Source organism: Nocardia sp. NPDC004415, assembly GCF_053602435.1.
The window spans coordinates 46230-59573 of sequence record NZ_JBSGDP010000036.1; the positions used below are offsets into that span (position 1 = coordinate 46230).

A 13344-nucleotide genomic window follows, 5' to 3' on the forward strand; every position below is an offset into this window, starting at 1 on the left:
TAGTGCCGAATTACGGAATGCCCGGCGTGGCCGCCGACCGACGGACCTCCCGGCTGACCGGGGCGGTCATCCTCGGCATCATCGCCGCGGTCGTGCTCGCCACCGTCGTCTACAACAATGTGAAGACCGAGGACGGCCTACGCATCGCGCTGCACACCGAACACCTCGGTGACGGCATCAGCGCGGGCAGCCAGGTCCGCATCGACGGTGTCACCGTCGGCGAGGTCGCCGAGGTGGCCCCCGGCGAGCGCGGCACCCAGCAGATCTCGCTGCTGCTCGACGCCGAGCGCCTGCACGGCATCGACGACAGCCTCGCCGTCGACTACGCCCCGACCAACCTGTTCGGCATCGCGGAGCTGGAACTGCGCCGCGGCACCGGCGGCGCGCCGCTGCGCGAAGGCGCGGTCCTCGACCTCACCGGCGCCAACTCCGGCCGCGTCTACGACGCGACCATGAGCGCCATCCTGCGCAGCCTGTCCCAGGTCGGCATGACGGTGACCAGCCCGCAGATGGCGACCGTGGTCTCCCAGCTGGCCGCCGACTTCAAGGCCTTCACCCCGCTGGTGCAGGCGCTGATCACCGTGGCCAAGACCATCGCCGACAACCAGGACGTCTCCCCGTCGGAGCTGTTCGGCAGGCTCGGCCCGGCCTTCGCGGGCGGCGGCGAGTTCGCCGGCGCCACCATGCAGGTGATCGACACCCTCAGCGAGATCAAAGTGACCCAGGTCGACAAGGACCGCTACGACATCGGCGTCGGCGTGATCGGCGGCAGCATCCTGCCCGCCCTGACCACCACCGTGAACACCGCGGGCGGCCACTTCGCCGAGACCACCGACATGCTCGCGCCCATGCTCTACGCGCTGGCCCAGATGTCGCCCAACCCGGCACAGACCGGCGCCGACCTGCGTGCCCTGCTCACCAACCTGCTCGGCGCCATGCCGGTGGGACCCGAGGGCCCGGTGCTCAACCTCGACGTCGAGCTCGCCGGTGTCCCGGCACTGGCGGTGCCGCTGTTCGGAAAGGACGGTGCGCGATGAAGATCGGTGGCGTAGCGCTGCGACTCGGCGCGTTCGCACTGGTGATGGTCGCCGTGCTCGGACTCGTGTTCACCCTGATCAAGCGGCCGGTCTCCGGTGACACCGCGGCCCACGACGCGCTGTTCACCGACGCCAACGGCCTCAAGGTCGGCAACGACGTGCGCATGTTCGGCGTGCAGGTGGGCAAGGTCGAGAAGATCAGCCTCGAGGGCGACAAGGCCAAGGTCCACCTCACGGTCAAGACCGACACCCCCATCTACGACAACAGCACCCTGGCCATCCGCTACCAGAACCTCACCGGCCAGCGCTACATCGACCTCCAGCAGGCGACGGTCCCCGGCACCCGCATCGCCGCCGACGCACGCATCGGCGCGAACATGACCGTCCCGTCCTTCGACGTGACCAGCCTGTTCAGCGGGTTGAAGCCGGTGCTGGCGACGCTGTCGCCGGAGGCGATCAACCAGTTCACCGCCAGCATGCTGGCCGTCATCGAGGGCGACGGCAGCGGCCTTGGCCCCGCGCTCACCGCGATCGACCAGCTCGCGAGCTACGCCGAGGACCGTCAGCAGGTGGTCAGCACGCTGATCCGCAACCTGTCGACGCTCTCGGAACGCCACGGCGGCCAGGTCGGACATCTGCTGCCGCTGCTGGCCCGGCTCACCGACATCTTCGAGGCCATGCAGCGCAATATCGGTGGCGTCGCGCAGTTCGCGATGACCGCGCCCTCGGTGCTGGGCCCGGTCGACCGGATGCTCGCCTCGCTCGGCCTGACAGAGGGCGGCGGCGCCGATATCGACGCGCTGATCGCGAGCCTCTTCCCGGACCCGCGGCAGGCGGTCGAGGTCTTCGGGCGGCTGCCCGGCCTGCTCGCCGGTTTCGACGCCTCGCTCTCGCGCGGGTTCGCCGACTTCACACCGCACTGCAGCAACGGCGCCGCCGAGGTACCCGCGCCCCTGCAGGTGCTGATCGCCGGACAGAAGGTCACGATATGCAACGCCTGACGAAGTTCTTCTCCGGCGACCGCCCGATCCTCGACGAAGCATCCAAGCGCGCACGGGAACTGCGCCTGGGCATCATCGGCCTGGCCCTGGTGGTGCTGTTCATGATCGGCGCGGGCATCGTCTACGTGGTGCCGCTGGGCAAGCACACCTACACCGCCGAACTCAGCGAGGCCCAGTCGGTGCGTGAGGGCGACGACGTGCGCCTGGCCGGTATCTCGGTCGGCAGCGTCACCTCCCTGGAGCTGAAGCCGGACAAGGTGATCATGCGATTCACCGTCGACAACGACGTGTTCGTCGGTGATCAGACCTCCCTCGACATCCGCATGCTCACCGTGGTCGGCGGCCACTACGTCGCGCTGTACCCCGCGGGCTCGCAGCCGCTGGGCGAGACGGCCATCCCGGCCGACCGGATCCGCCTGCCCTACAGCCTGATCGAGACCTTCCAGGACGCCACCACCCCGCTGGCCACCGTCGACGGCGACACGGTGCGCAAGAACCTGGCCGCGGCCAACGACGCCATCGCCAACTCCCCGGAGGCGCTGCGCGGCACCCTCGACACCGTCGGCAAGTACGTCGACATGCTCGACCGCCAGCGTTCGCAGGTCTCGCGCTCGATCGCCATCCTCGACGAGTACATCTCCATGTACGACGGCGCCAAGTCCGATCTGGGCAGGCTGATGGACAACGTCAACCTGCTCGAGGACCTGCTGCTGAGCCGTAAAGCCGAACTGGCCGAAGCGGTTCGGCTGCTCACCTCGGTGGTCGGCAGGCTCGCCGGGCTCGCCCCCTCCTGGGACTCGACTCTGAAGCCGCAGGCCCAGGCCCTGGCCGACGCGCTGCCCAAGCTCCAGGAGCTGACCGGTCAGCTCGAGCCGCTGCTGGGCACCGTCGGCTCGCTGCAGACCAAGCTCACCGAACTGGGCGCGGGCGTGGTCGTCGACCAGTCCGGCACCCAGGTGTGCGTGCCGCTGCCCGGGAAGGACTGCTGATGCTGAAACGACTGCTCGGCTCGCAGGCGTTCATGTCGATCGCGGGTGTCGGCGTGCTGGTCGCGCTGGTGGCGGCGGGCTACTTCGTCGCCTTCGACCCGCTGAAGAAGACCGAATCCTATTGCGCGATCATGCCCGACGCGATCGGCCTGTATCCCGGCAACCACGTCACCATGCGCGGTATCGATGTCGGTGAGGTGACCGCGGTGCGCAACCAGGGCGCCACGGTCCGTGTCGATTTCGAGGTCGACGCCGACCATCCGGTCCTCGCCGACGCCTCGGCGACCACGGTCGCCTACTCGGTGGCCGCCGACCGCAACCTGGCCGTGCTCAGCAGCGGCGAGGACACCCGCGAATTCGGCCCCGGCTGCATCACCAAAACCCTGACGCCCAAGAGCATCACCGAGACCCTCACCGCGCTGGCGAGCCTGTCCGAGCAGCTCTCCGGCGGCGAGGCCGGTCAGCCCACCGCGCTGGTCGACGGTCTGGCCGCACTGGACCGCGCCACCGTGGGCACCGGCCCCACCGTCAACGAACTCGTGCACAAGCTGGGTTCGGCGATGAACCAGCCCGACGCCGACATCGGCCATCTCGCAGGGCTTTTCGACGCGTTCGCCTCGGTCTCCAACCGCGTGGCCGCCAACTGGGGCGACCTGCAGTCCATGCTCACCCGGCTCGCGCCGCTGCTGAGCCAGTCCTCCGACGACCTGCTCGGCCCGGCGACCACCCTGTTCGACGGCCTGGGTGAACTGCTGCCGATGCTCAACGACTTCGCCACCATCCTCGGTGACCCGCTGATCGGCGCGCTCGACGGCGCCGTCCCGCTGGTGAAGTTGTTGCGCGCCAACGCCGGATCGCTCGGCGAGATCGTGGCCAAGACCCCCGCGCTGGCCACGGCGCTGCGCGGGGTCACCGAAGGCACCGCGATCACCTACGCCCCACCGCGGGTGGCGCTGCCCGCCGGTGAGGCCGACCAGGTCTGCGCCGCGGTGAACGCGCTCGTCCCCGGCCAGTGCGCCGACCCGGCGCAGGGCCTGTCCGATATGAACCTCGCGCAGGTCGTGCTGGGAATGGCAGGTGCTCGATGAACACGCGAAAGACTGTGCGGCACGGCATGATCGCGGCCCTGGTCGCGGCCGGGCTCGCAGTCGGCGGCTGCGGCTTCGACCCCGCCGAGGTGCCGGTGCCCGGTGCCACCCTCAGCGGCCCGACCTACCGGGTGAACATCGAGTTCAGCAGTGCGCTGAACCTGCCCGCGAAATCGAAGGTGATCGCCAACGGCGCCGAGATCGGCATCGTCGAGGGCGTGCGGGTGGTCCAGCCCGCCGACGCCCCCGCCGGTCGCGGCGGCTACGTCGTCGTCGAGGCCGACATCCGCGACTCGGTGCAGCTGCCCACCTCCACCATCGCCGAACTGCGCCAGGACACCATCCTCGGTGACATCCACCTCTCGCTGACCACCCCCAAGGACGGCTTCGGTCAGCTGCTGCGCGACGGCGGCACCATCGGCATCGACCACACCAAACCGCCGGTCCAGCTCGAGGACACCATGGCGACGATGGCCCTGTTCGTGCAGGGCGGTGCCATCGGTCAGCTCCAGGAGATGATCGGCCGGATCAACTCGGTCATGCCGCAGGACCCGCAGGAGACCGCGCGCATCTCCGCGGTCATGGGCGCCGACGCCGCCGACCTGGCCGCCAACCTCGACCAGGTCGACCTGCTGGTCGACGGCCTCGCCGCCAATGCCGAGGTCATGGTCGGCATCGGCCCCGAGCTCACCAACATCCTCACCCCCGAGGCCGTCACCGCGCTCACCGGCACCGCCGACTCGATCGCCAAGACCATGAAGATCTTCGAGGCCCTCGGCCCGGTCGGCTCCTCGCTGACCTGGCTCGCGCCGGTCGCGAACTCCGGTGACGCGGCCGTGGCGGCCTTCCTGCCGCTGGCCACCGGCGGCGCGCCCGACTCGCGCACCCCGGGCAACATGGCTCTGCTCAGCACCCTGTTGCAGGAGCGCGTGCTGCCGTTCGCGCAGAAACCGCAGGTGAATGTGACCGGTGTGCGGGTCTCCGAGGAGGAACGGGTCGAGCAGATCGTCACCGCCCTGCGGATGATCGGAATGGTGCGATGAAGATCGGTGCCCTGGCCTCGCTGGGCGGTATCGCCGCCATCACCGTCCTCGGTGCGAGCTATCTGACCTTCGGCGTCGTGCGCGTCGACCCGTTCGCCGACTACACCGAGGCCTCGATCGAACTGGCCAATTCCGGCGGTCTCAGCGTCGGCTCGCCGATCCTGCTCACCGGCATCGAGATCGGCAAGGTCACCGCGGTCGACACCTCGGCGGCCGGGCGCGTGCAGGTCGGTTTCCGCTTCGGCGCCGAGCACAAGGTGCCGATGAGCAGCGTCGTCACCATCGAGCACCTGTCCTCGCTGGGTGAGCCGTACGTGCAGTTCGTCCCGCGCGGTGCCGACGGGCCGTTCGTCGCCGACGGTCAGCACCTGGCGGGGGAGAACGTGCGCACCCCGATGTCGATCCCGGAGGTCGCGCGGCTGGTCACCAAGACCGTCGAGCAGCTCGACCCCACCGTCGTCGGCTCGCTGGTCGACACTCTCGGCACCGCCATGGTCGGCACCGAGAACGTCATCCCGGAGCTGGCCAGGGCCGGTGACCTGCTGGCCGCCGCGATCATGAGCCGCGCGCCCGCCATCGCCGAACTGCAGAACAACTTCGAGTACGTCTCCGGCGACATCGGCTGGGCCGGCCCGGCCACCTCGGCCGCCGCCCCGGAATTCCGCCGGCTGGCGCACGTCATCGATCAGTTCGTCGAGTCGGTCGGCCGGGTGAGCGCCGCGGGCGGCGACCCGGAGATGTACCTGCGCGACGGCGGCCTGGTGCCCTTCCTGCAGGAGCTCGCCGCCAAGCTCGACGAGCTCGGTCCGGAGCTGTCGGCGCTGCTGCCCGGCCTGCGTCCGCTCACCGAATCGGTGACCGCCACCGGCCCGCAGCTCGACCTCGGCGCCCTGATCGCCCAGGCTCTGCACAACACCGACGCCGACGCGGTGAAGGTTCGGGTCGCGATCAAGTAAACATCTGGCAACCACTGGATATAGGTATTCGCCCTGGCCAGTGGTTGTCGGTTGCGGTGCGGCCATCGGCGAGCAACCGTGCGGTAGCCTGCTGGACGAGGGGAGTCCTGGTCCGCGGTCGAAGGCGGTGCGATGGCAGAGAGCAGCGAAGCCCCCGAGCAGGAATCCGGGCGCAGTACTCGAACGATCGCGATCGCGGCGGTGCTGGCCGCGCTGCTCGCGCTCGTCGTCGCCCTCGGCCTGCTGCTGCGCGCCGGCCAGGGCGACGAGAACGACCCGGTCAACCCGATGCGCGGCAACAGCGGCCTGCCGGTCGGTGACGAGTCCTCCGATCACGAAGCCACCGATGTCGGCTTCGCCCCACCCTGGCCCGCGCGCCGCGTCGGCGGCAACTGCTCGGCGGGCGGGATCGTCGCGCACTGGCGGGTCGACGACGACGGCGCCTGGCAGTGCACGGCCACCACCCCCGACAACCCGGCCCCGGTCACCGCCCCCGCACCACCTCCCGCGGGCGAGCCCGCCCCACCTCCCGCTCCCGGCCCCGCCCCGGCCCCCGCGCCGGAACCGGCCCCGGTCGAAGCACCCCCGCCGCCCCCACCCCCGGCACCCGAACCGCCACCCCCACCCGTCTACGAGCCCCCGGCCTACGAACCCCCGCCCCCACCGGAACCCGCCCCGGCGCCCGAACCCGCCCCAGCCCCTGCCCCGGCTCCGCCCCCGCCCCCACCCGCCATCCAACTCCCGTTCCCCCTGCCGCCGATCCTGCTACCCCCGGCCGCCGCCGTCCTCGGCTGACATCCCGCCCACGCCCAGCCGACGAGCGTTCCCCTCGCTGCTCCGTCACCGCCGCCGCGACCGAGTCTCACCGGCTGGCCTGCGCGCTGTCGCCGTGACCGGGCGGGGTTCGACTGGCCGGGCCCGAGCATCGCTGCCGTGGCCGGGGTGGGACGGTGTCGTCCCGACCGGCGGGTCGGCCTCCGGGGCCCGCCGGAATCCGTGACACTGGTCGGCTATGGACCAGTTGGTGCTCACTCTGGTGATCCTGCTCGCGGCCGTGCTCGCCGAGTCCTTCGGTGACCGGATCGGTGTCGCCCCCTCGATCCTGATGACGGTCTTCGGCTGCCTGCTCGCGGTGATCCCGGCCGTGCCGAGCCTGAACATCCCGCCCGAGCTGATCCTGCCGCTGGTACTGCCCCCACTGCTCTACGCCGCCGCGCGCCGCACCTCCTGGCGCCAGTTCGCCGAGAACTGGCAGATCATCGCCCTGCGCGCGGTCGGCCTGGTGATCGTCACCGCGATCGCGGTCGCCGCTGTCTTCCACGCCTGGAACCCGGCCGTCGCGGTCGCGGCGGGCGTGGTGCTCGGCGCGCTGGTCGCCCCACCCGACCCGGTCGCGGCCACATCGATGGCGGGTCGGCTCGGGCTGCCCCGCCGCCTGATCGTCACCCTCGGCGGCGAGGGCCTGTTCAACGACGTCACCGCGATCGTCATCTACACCGTCGGCATCCAGGCCGTGGTCACCGGCCTGTTCTCGCCCTGGCACGCCCTGGGCGATTTCGTGCTGGCCGCGGTGGTCGGGCTCGGCGTCGGCCTGGCGCTGGGCTGGGTGGGCAGCAAGGTCACCCGCTATCTCGACAACGCGATCAGCCAGGTGGCGCTGACCCTGCTGCTGCCCTTCGTCGCCTACGGCCTGGCCGAGCACTGGGAGGGCTCGGCGGTGCTCGCGGTGCTGGTCTGCGCGCTGTATCTCACCGACGCGGTGACCGAGATCGTCGACCGCGAGTACCGCCTGGTCGCCGACTCCTTCTGGGACATCACCGAAATGCTCATCACCGGTTTCGCCTTCGCCCTGATCGGCCTGGAACTGCGCGTGGTCATCGACACCACCGGCGCCAACTGGCCCGAACTGGCCGGGGTCACCGTCGCGGTGATCGCCGTGGTGGTGCTGTTGCGGCTGGTCTGGCTGCTGGTCACCTGGCTGATCAGCATGAAGCTGTGGCGCTACACCGACGAGCCGTTCACCTGGCGCGAGGTGATCGTCACCTGGTGGGCGGGCATGCGCGGGGTGGCGACGGTCGCGCTGGCGCTGGCCGTCCCGTTCACCATCGATTCCGGCGCCGACTTCCCGGCCCGCTCGGAGATCCTGTTCGTTGCCTTCGCCGTGGTCCTGTTCACGCTGCTGGTGCAGGGCCCGACCCTGCCGCTGATCGTGCGGATCACCGGCGTGCACGCCGACACCCGCGAGGAACGCGCGGTCGAACAGGCCCTGTGGACCCGCGTCCTGCACGCCGAACTCGCCGAACTCAAACGTATCGCCGCCCGCGACGACCTCCCCGACGACGTCTACGAGGACCTGCGCGACGCCTTACGCCACCTCTCGGCCAAGGCCGACCCCGAGGCCGCCGACGCCGACGCCCGAGCCACCCTGGAAAAGGAACGCGCCCTCGCGTCCCGCATGCGCGGGGTCCGGCTGGCCGTCGTCGAGGCGGGCCGCCGCGAGGCCCAGGCCGCCCGCCGCGAGCCCGGCATCCCACCCGATGTCGTCGACCGGGTCATCCGCAGGCTCGACCTCGGCCCGGCCCACTGACCCCGCTCACGCTCCGAGGGTGTCGGTGAGGGTGCCGATCGCGTAGGTGATCGCCATGGCCAGCGCGCCACCGATCACCACCCGCGGCACGGCGCGGCGCCGCAGACCGCCGCCGAGCCGCGCGCTGAGCGAACCGGTCAGCGCCAGCGCCACCAGCACCGCCGCGAAGGTCACCGGCACCCGCCACCCGGCCGGCGGGATCGCGATGGCCAGCAGCGGCAGCAGCGCACCGCAGGTGAACGCGATCGCCGAGGAGATCGCCGCCGCCCAGGGGTTCGTCAGCTCGCGCGGGTCCAGCCCCAGCTCGGCCTCGGCGTGCGCGGTGAACGCGTCGTGCGCGGTGAGTTCCTCGGCGACCGTGCGCGCCGTCGCCGGACTCAGCCCCTTGGCCTCGTAGATCCCCGCCAGCTCGACCAGCTCGGAGTTGGGATCGTCGGCCAGCTCTCGCCGCTCCTTCGCCAGCAGCGCCTTCTCCGAATCGCGCTGGGTACTCACCGACACGTACTCACCGGCGGCCATCGAGATCGCGCCCGCGACCAGCCCGGCGATGCCCGCGGCGAGAATCGTCTGTGTGTTGTTCGTGGTCGCGGCGACACCGACGACCAGCCCCGCGGTGGACACGATCCCGTCGTTGGCGCCGAGTACCCCGGCCCGCAGCCAGTTCAGCCGCGCGGCGAAGCTCTCGGCGTGCGGTTCGTGCGGGTGGGCGGTGGATGACGGGTCCGGCACCCGGTCAGCCTAATCCGGCGCCGCCCCGGCCGCCCCGCGCCGCGCCGCGACCACCGCCTCGCAGCGCTGGTTCACGAAAGCCCGCAGATAACCGGCGGATTCGCGCACATACATCCACGTCCAGTATTTCGCGCCCGCGCCGGTCGCCCCCGCCACCATGGTCAGCTCACCGTCGAAACACTTGCCCACCAGGTGCCGGGCGCGCGAGAGCTCGGGCGTCGAGGTCACCACGATGAGATGACGCCACCCGTAGATCGTCGCGCGCCGGACGATCTCGCGCGCCTCGCCGTCGGTGCGCGCGGTATCGGGCGCGAAACACGAGACCCGGAACGGGAACCGCCCACCGCAGTACCGGTCCATCCGGGGATCGTTGGGCTCCGCACCCAGTGAGATGAGCACCTCCGCGGCCAGCCCGTGCTCGGCCAGCGCGATCCCCACCTCGACACGCTCGTCGGGACCACCGCCGAGCACCACGACGACATCGGCGGCGCGCACCGGATCACGCTGCGGTGCGACATAGACCGGCAGCCCCGCGATCCCGGCCGCCGCCACGATGACCAGTGCGCCCAGGAGCGACCACCCGGTGCGCCGGAGAATCGACACCGCCCGACGATAGGCGAAACGGCGCCCTTCTGTCCCCGCCTCGGGCCAGGCACACTGGACGCCATGACCGACTCCGCCGTTGCCCCCGAACACCTCGACGTCGTCATCGTCGGCGCAGGACTGTCCGGCATCGGGGCCGCTTATCGGCTGCAGACCGAGCATCCGCACCGCAGCTACGCCGTGCTCGAGGCCCGCGCCGATCTCGGCGGCACCTGGGACCTGTTCCGCTACCCGGGCATCCGCTCCGACTCGGACATGTTCACCCTCGGCTACCCGTTCAAGCCGTGGCGCGCGGCCAAGTCCATCGCCGACGGCGCCTCGATCCTGGACTACATCCGCGAGACGGCCCAGGAGAACGGCATCGACAAGCGCATCCGCTACGGCTCGCGGGTGATCGGCGCCGACTGGTCCTCGGCGCGGGCCCGCTGGCAGCTCACCATCGCCCACGAGGGCCCCGACGGCCCCGAACTGAGCACCCTGACCTGCGGTTTCCTCTACGCCTGCGCCGGCTACTACGACTACCAGCAGCCGCACGACCCCGTGTTCCCCGGCCGCGCGGACTTCGCGGGCACCGTGGTGCACCCGCAGTTCTGGCCCGCCGACCTGGACGTGCGCGGCAAGCGGATCGTGGTCGTCGGCAGCGGCGCCACCGCCGTCACCCTGGTCCCGTCGCTGGCGGCCGAGGCCGAGCACGTCACCATGCTGCAGCGCACACCCACCTGGATCAGCGCGGTCCCCGGCCGCGACAAGCAAGCCGACAAGATCCGCGAACTGCTCCCCGCCGGCCTGGCCCACCGGGTGATCCGCACCAAGAACATCCTGTTCAACATCGGTTTCTACCAGTACTGCCGCCGTCGCCCCGCGGCCGCGCGCAAGCTGCTCACCGGCCTGGCCACCCGCATCCTCAAAGACGCCGAGCTCGTCGCCGAGCACTTCACCCCCGACTACGACCCGTGGGACCAGCGCCTGTGCGCCGCCCCCGACGCCGACTTCTTCAAGGCGATGAAGAAGGGCAAGGCGACCGTGGTCACCGATCGCGTCGAGACCTTCGTCCCCGAGGGCATCCGCCTGGCCTCGGGCACCACACTGCCCGCCGACATCGTCGTCACCGCCACCGGCCTGCGCCTGCTCGCCTTCGGCGGTATCGCCCCCTCGGTCGACGGCAAGCCCGTCGCCCTGGACGAACAGTTCGTCTGGCAGGGCGCCATGCTCACCGGCCTGCCCAATTTCGCGATCTGCGTCGGCTACACCAACGCCTCCTGGACCCTGCGCGCCGACCTCACCTCCCGCCTGGTCTGCAAGGTCCTGTCCCACCTCGACCGCACCGGTCACGAGGCCGTGGTCCCGCAGCCGCGGACCACCCCCACCCCGCGCCCGCTGCTGGACCTGAACGCCGGCTACATCCTGCGCTCGATCGCCGCCTTCCCCCGACAGGGCGACAAGCATCCGTGGCGGGTCCGCCAGAACTACCTGCTCGATGTGCTGCTCATCGCGCGCACCGACCTCGCCAAGACCTTGCGCCCGGTCCGGCGCGTGCGCGAGTTCACCCACAACGGGTGAGGTGAGTCCGCGCGCGGCTTCCTACCGTCGGTATGTGCCGTTGTGGCACTTGGCGTTGACCCGACGGGAAAGGCCCAGCGATGACAACCCAGAATCAGCACCCGGTTCGCGACGGAATCGCGGCCGGAACCTCCATCGGAGCAGGCATCCTGCTCGCGGTGGTCGGTGTTCTCCAGATCCTCCAGGGAATCGCGGCGGTGGCCAACGACGATCTGATCGTCGTCGGGCCCGCATACACCTACCAGTTCGACCTGACGAGCTGGGGCTGGTGGCACATCGTGTTCGGTGCGATCGCGGTGATCGTCGCGATCGGCCTGCTGGCCGGGCAGACCTGGGGCCGGGTGTCGGCCATGGTGATCGCCGCGCTGTCGATCATCGCCAACTTCCTGTGGCTGCCGTACTACCCCTGGTGGTCGATCCTGATCATCGTGATCGACATCGTGGTCATCTGGGCGGTCGCCACCTGGCGCCCCGACCGGTACTGACCTCCACCCGCTCTCGACCGGACGCCGCTCCCGCCTCGCGGGGGCGGCGTTCTAGGTGTGCCCGGCCAGCCGGTGGGACAGCCGCTCGCCGAGCGCGGCCAGTTCGATCTTCTGCGGCTCGTCGAGCCCGTCGAGCACCAGCGTGCGCACCGCGACCAGGTATTCCGGTGTCGCCGCCACCACCTTGGCCAGCCCACTGCCGGTGAGCACGGCATCAACCCCGCGTCCCGATTCCGCGGTCTCGCGCCGCACCCAGCCCACCCGCTCAAGCTTGGACACCACGTGCGAGAGCCGCGACATCGAGCCGTGCCCCCGCTCGGCCAGCGTGCTCAGCCGCATCCGGTGCGCCGGCGCCTCCCGCAGCAGCGCGAGCACCCGATACTCGAAGTGCGTCACGCCGAACTCCCGTTGCAGCCGGGAGTCGAGGGCACTGGGCACCCGCATCGCCAGCGTGAGCACGGCACTCCAGGCGCGACGCTCGGTCGAATCGAGATCGTCGATCACCTCGGCCTCCTTCCACCCTGACGTTAGCTGCAAAATTGCTGAATGTCGGCAAACCCTATATCGGGGGATGGTCGGTGTCTACGTGTGACGGATCATGTCGACTGGTAGAGCTCGGAATTGGGAACCCGATCCGTTGGACGAATGATCAGTTGCCGGTGGATCGCCGTCGATCGAGCGGGTGCGCGTCGTCGGGGGAGCAGACGCTACCGGCGGGCGTCGAGTGCATCCCACCTGGGGAAATACCGGATTTTCCAGGCGATTTGACTTCGTGTTCGGCGATGCGTAACTTAATCCGAGTCAGAGCGACACGGACACCGACCCGGCCACCAGGTGGCAGGGAAACGAGGTAGGACGATGAGCGCCTGACTGATCATGTGTTCGGGGTCATGATGCTGGGAGCTTGCTTCCGGTGCTGGGTCTGAGCTACAGTGTGAACCCTTGCCCTGCTGAAACCCCTGCTACATGTTGCGGGTAGAAGCTTGTGCGTGTGTTCTTTGAGAACTCAATAGTGTGTCGATGAATGTCAGTGCCAATAATTATATTGGTTCCGCTTCTCATACCCCCCGGTTGAGGAGTGGACATTTTGAATGTCAGCAAACTTTTGCTGGTGTTCGGCATTGCTAGGTTTTCGGACTCTAGTCTTTAGATTATTCTGATTCGCCTTCGGGTGTTTCGAGAGTCTTCAACGGAGAGTTTGATCCTGGCTCAGGACGAACGCTGGCGGCGTGCTTAACACATGCAAGTCGAGCGGTAAGGCCCTTC

General features: G+C 69.9%; 13 protein-coding genes and 1 rRNA gene. 11 read left to right on the forward strand and 3 right to left on the reverse strand.

The annotated features are described in order from the left end of the window. Window positions 1-2 precede the first annotated feature (2 nt). From ACWEMY_RS18275 to ACWEMY_RS18310, 8 genes are all read left to right on the forward strand, one after another. Window positions 3-1037, forward strand: coding sequence for an MlaD family protein (locus tag ACWEMY_RS18275; RefSeq protein WP_452390978.1), 1035 nt, complete (start codon window positions 3-5; stop codon window positions 1035-1037). Then, window positions 1034-2038, forward strand: coding sequence for an MlaD family protein (locus ACWEMY_RS18280; RefSeq protein ID WP_452390979.1), 1005 nt, complete (start codon window positions 1034-1036; stop codon window positions 2036-2038). The genes ACWEMY_RS18275 and ACWEMY_RS18280 overlap by 4 nt, the downstream gene beginning before the upstream one ends. Beyond that, window positions 2026-3027, forward strand: a complete 1002-nt coding sequence (locus ACWEMY_RS18285) for an MlaD family protein (protein WP_452390980.1) — start codon at window positions 2026-2028, stop codon at window positions 3025-3027. Before ACWEMY_RS18280 ends, ACWEMY_RS18285 begins: the two co-directional genes overlap by 13 nt. Next, a complete protein-coding gene (locus tag ACWEMY_RS18290; RefSeq protein WP_452390981.1) occupies window positions 3027-4115 on the forward strand; it encodes an MlaD family protein in 1089 nt (362 codons plus the stop codon). The genes ACWEMY_RS18285 and ACWEMY_RS18290 overlap by 1 nt, the downstream gene beginning before the upstream one ends. Further along, window positions 4112-5158: an MlaD family protein gene (locus ACWEMY_RS18295; RefSeq protein WP_452390982.1), complete on the forward strand. Its 1047-nt coding sequence runs from the start codon at window positions 4112-4114 to the stop codon at window positions 5156-5158. Before ACWEMY_RS18290 ends, ACWEMY_RS18295 begins: the two co-directional genes overlap by 4 nt. Further along, the gene (locus ACWEMY_RS18300) at window positions 5155-6114 is read left to right on the forward strand and encodes an MlaD family protein (RefSeq protein WP_452390983.1); all 960 of its coding nucleotides are present in this window, start codon (window positions 5155-5157) and stop codon (window positions 6112-6114) included. Before ACWEMY_RS18295 ends, ACWEMY_RS18300 begins: the two co-directional genes overlap by 4 nt. A 132-nt stretch (window positions 6115-6246) precedes the next feature. Beyond that, window positions 6247-6909, forward strand: coding sequence for a hypothetical protein (locus ACWEMY_RS18305; protein ID WP_452390984.1), 663 nt, complete (start codon window positions 6247-6249; stop codon window positions 6907-6909). Between the two features lie 217 nt (window positions 6910-7126). After that, on the forward strand, window positions 7127-8701 hold the full coding sequence (locus tag ACWEMY_RS18310; protein ID WP_452390985.1) for a Na+/H+ antiporter: 1575 nt from the start codon (window positions 7127-7129) through the stop codon (window positions 8699-8701). Window positions 8702-8707: 6 nt separating this feature from the next. Here ACWEMY_RS18310 and ACWEMY_RS18315 read toward each other — a convergent pair whose 3' ends face one another. Then, window positions 8708-9430, reverse strand: coding sequence for a VIT1/CCC1 transporter family protein (locus ACWEMY_RS18315; RefSeq protein WP_452390986.1), 723 nt, complete (start codon window positions 9428-9430; stop codon window positions 8708-8710). A 9-nt stretch (window positions 9431-9439) separates the two neighbouring features. Continuing rightward, on the reverse strand, window positions 9440-10033 hold the full coding sequence (locus tag ACWEMY_RS18320; protein WP_452390987.1) for a YdcF family protein: 594 nt from the start codon (window positions 10031-10033) through the stop codon (window positions 9440-9442). 63 nt (window positions 10034-10096) lie between these two features. Here ACWEMY_RS18320 and ACWEMY_RS18325 point away from each other — a divergent pair, with 63 nt between their 5' ends. Both ACWEMY_RS18325 and ACWEMY_RS18330 read left to right on the forward strand, forming a co-directional pair. After that, window positions 10097-11593, forward strand: a complete 1497-nt coding sequence (locus tag ACWEMY_RS18325) for a flavin-containing monooxygenase (protein ID WP_452390988.1) — start codon at window positions 10097-10099, stop codon at window positions 11591-11593. A gap of 80 nt (window positions 11594-11673) precedes the next feature. After that, a complete protein-coding gene (locus ACWEMY_RS18330; RefSeq protein WP_375938518.1) occupies window positions 11674-12078 on the forward strand; it encodes a DUF7144 family membrane protein in 405 nt (134 codons plus the stop codon). A 51-nt stretch (window positions 12079-12129) separates the two neighbouring features. Here the strand turns inward: ACWEMY_RS18330 and ACWEMY_RS18335 are convergent, their stop codons facing one another. Further along, window positions 12130-12582: a MarR family winged helix-turn-helix transcriptional regulator gene (locus tag ACWEMY_RS18335; protein WP_375938515.1), complete on the reverse strand. Its 453-nt coding sequence runs from the start codon at window positions 12580-12582 to the stop codon at window positions 12130-12132. Window positions 12583-13264: 682 nt separating this feature from the next. Here ACWEMY_RS18335 and ACWEMY_RS18340 point away from each other — a divergent pair. Continuing rightward, window positions 13265-13344 (forward strand): 16S ribosomal RNA (locus tag ACWEMY_RS18340); the annotation flags it as partial.

Excerpts from the sequence above, each read along its gene's own strand:
- ACWEMY_RS18280 (WP_452390979.1), top strand. The coding sequence starts at position 1,034 with ATGAAGATCGGTGGCGTAGCGCTGCGACTCGGCGCGTTCGCACTGGTG.
- ACWEMY_RS18285 (WP_452390980.1), top strand. The coding sequence starts at position 2,026 with ATGCAACGCCTGACGAAGTTCTTCTCCGGCGACCGCCCGATCCTCGAC.
- ACWEMY_RS18290 (WP_452390981.1), top strand. The coding sequence starts at position 3,027 with ATGCTGAAACGACTGCTCGGCTCGCAGGCGTTCATGTCGATCGCGGGT.
- ACWEMY_RS18295 (WP_452390982.1), top strand. The coding sequence starts at position 4,112 with ATGAACACGCGAAAGACTGTGCGGCACGGCATGATCGCGGCCCTGGTC.
- ACWEMY_RS18300 (WP_452390983.1), top strand. The coding sequence starts at position 5,155 with ATGAAGATCGGTGCCCTGGCCTCGCTGGGCGGTATCGCCGCCATCACC.
- ACWEMY_RS18305 (WP_452390984.1), top strand. The coding sequence starts at position 6,247 with ATGGCAGAGAGCAGCGAAGCCCCCGAGCAGGAATCCGGGCGCAGTACT.
- ACWEMY_RS18310 (WP_452390985.1), top strand. The coding sequence starts at position 7,127 with ATGGACCAGTTGGTGCTCACTCTGGTGATCCTGCTCGCGGCCGTGCTC.
- ACWEMY_RS18325 (WP_452390988.1), top strand. The coding sequence starts at position 10,097 with ATGACCGACTCCGCCGTTGCCCCCGAACACCTCGACGTCGTCATCGTC.
- ACWEMY_RS18330 (WP_375938518.1), top strand. The coding sequence starts at position 11,674 with ATGACAACCCAGAATCAGCACCCGGTTCGCGACGGAATCGCGGCCGGA.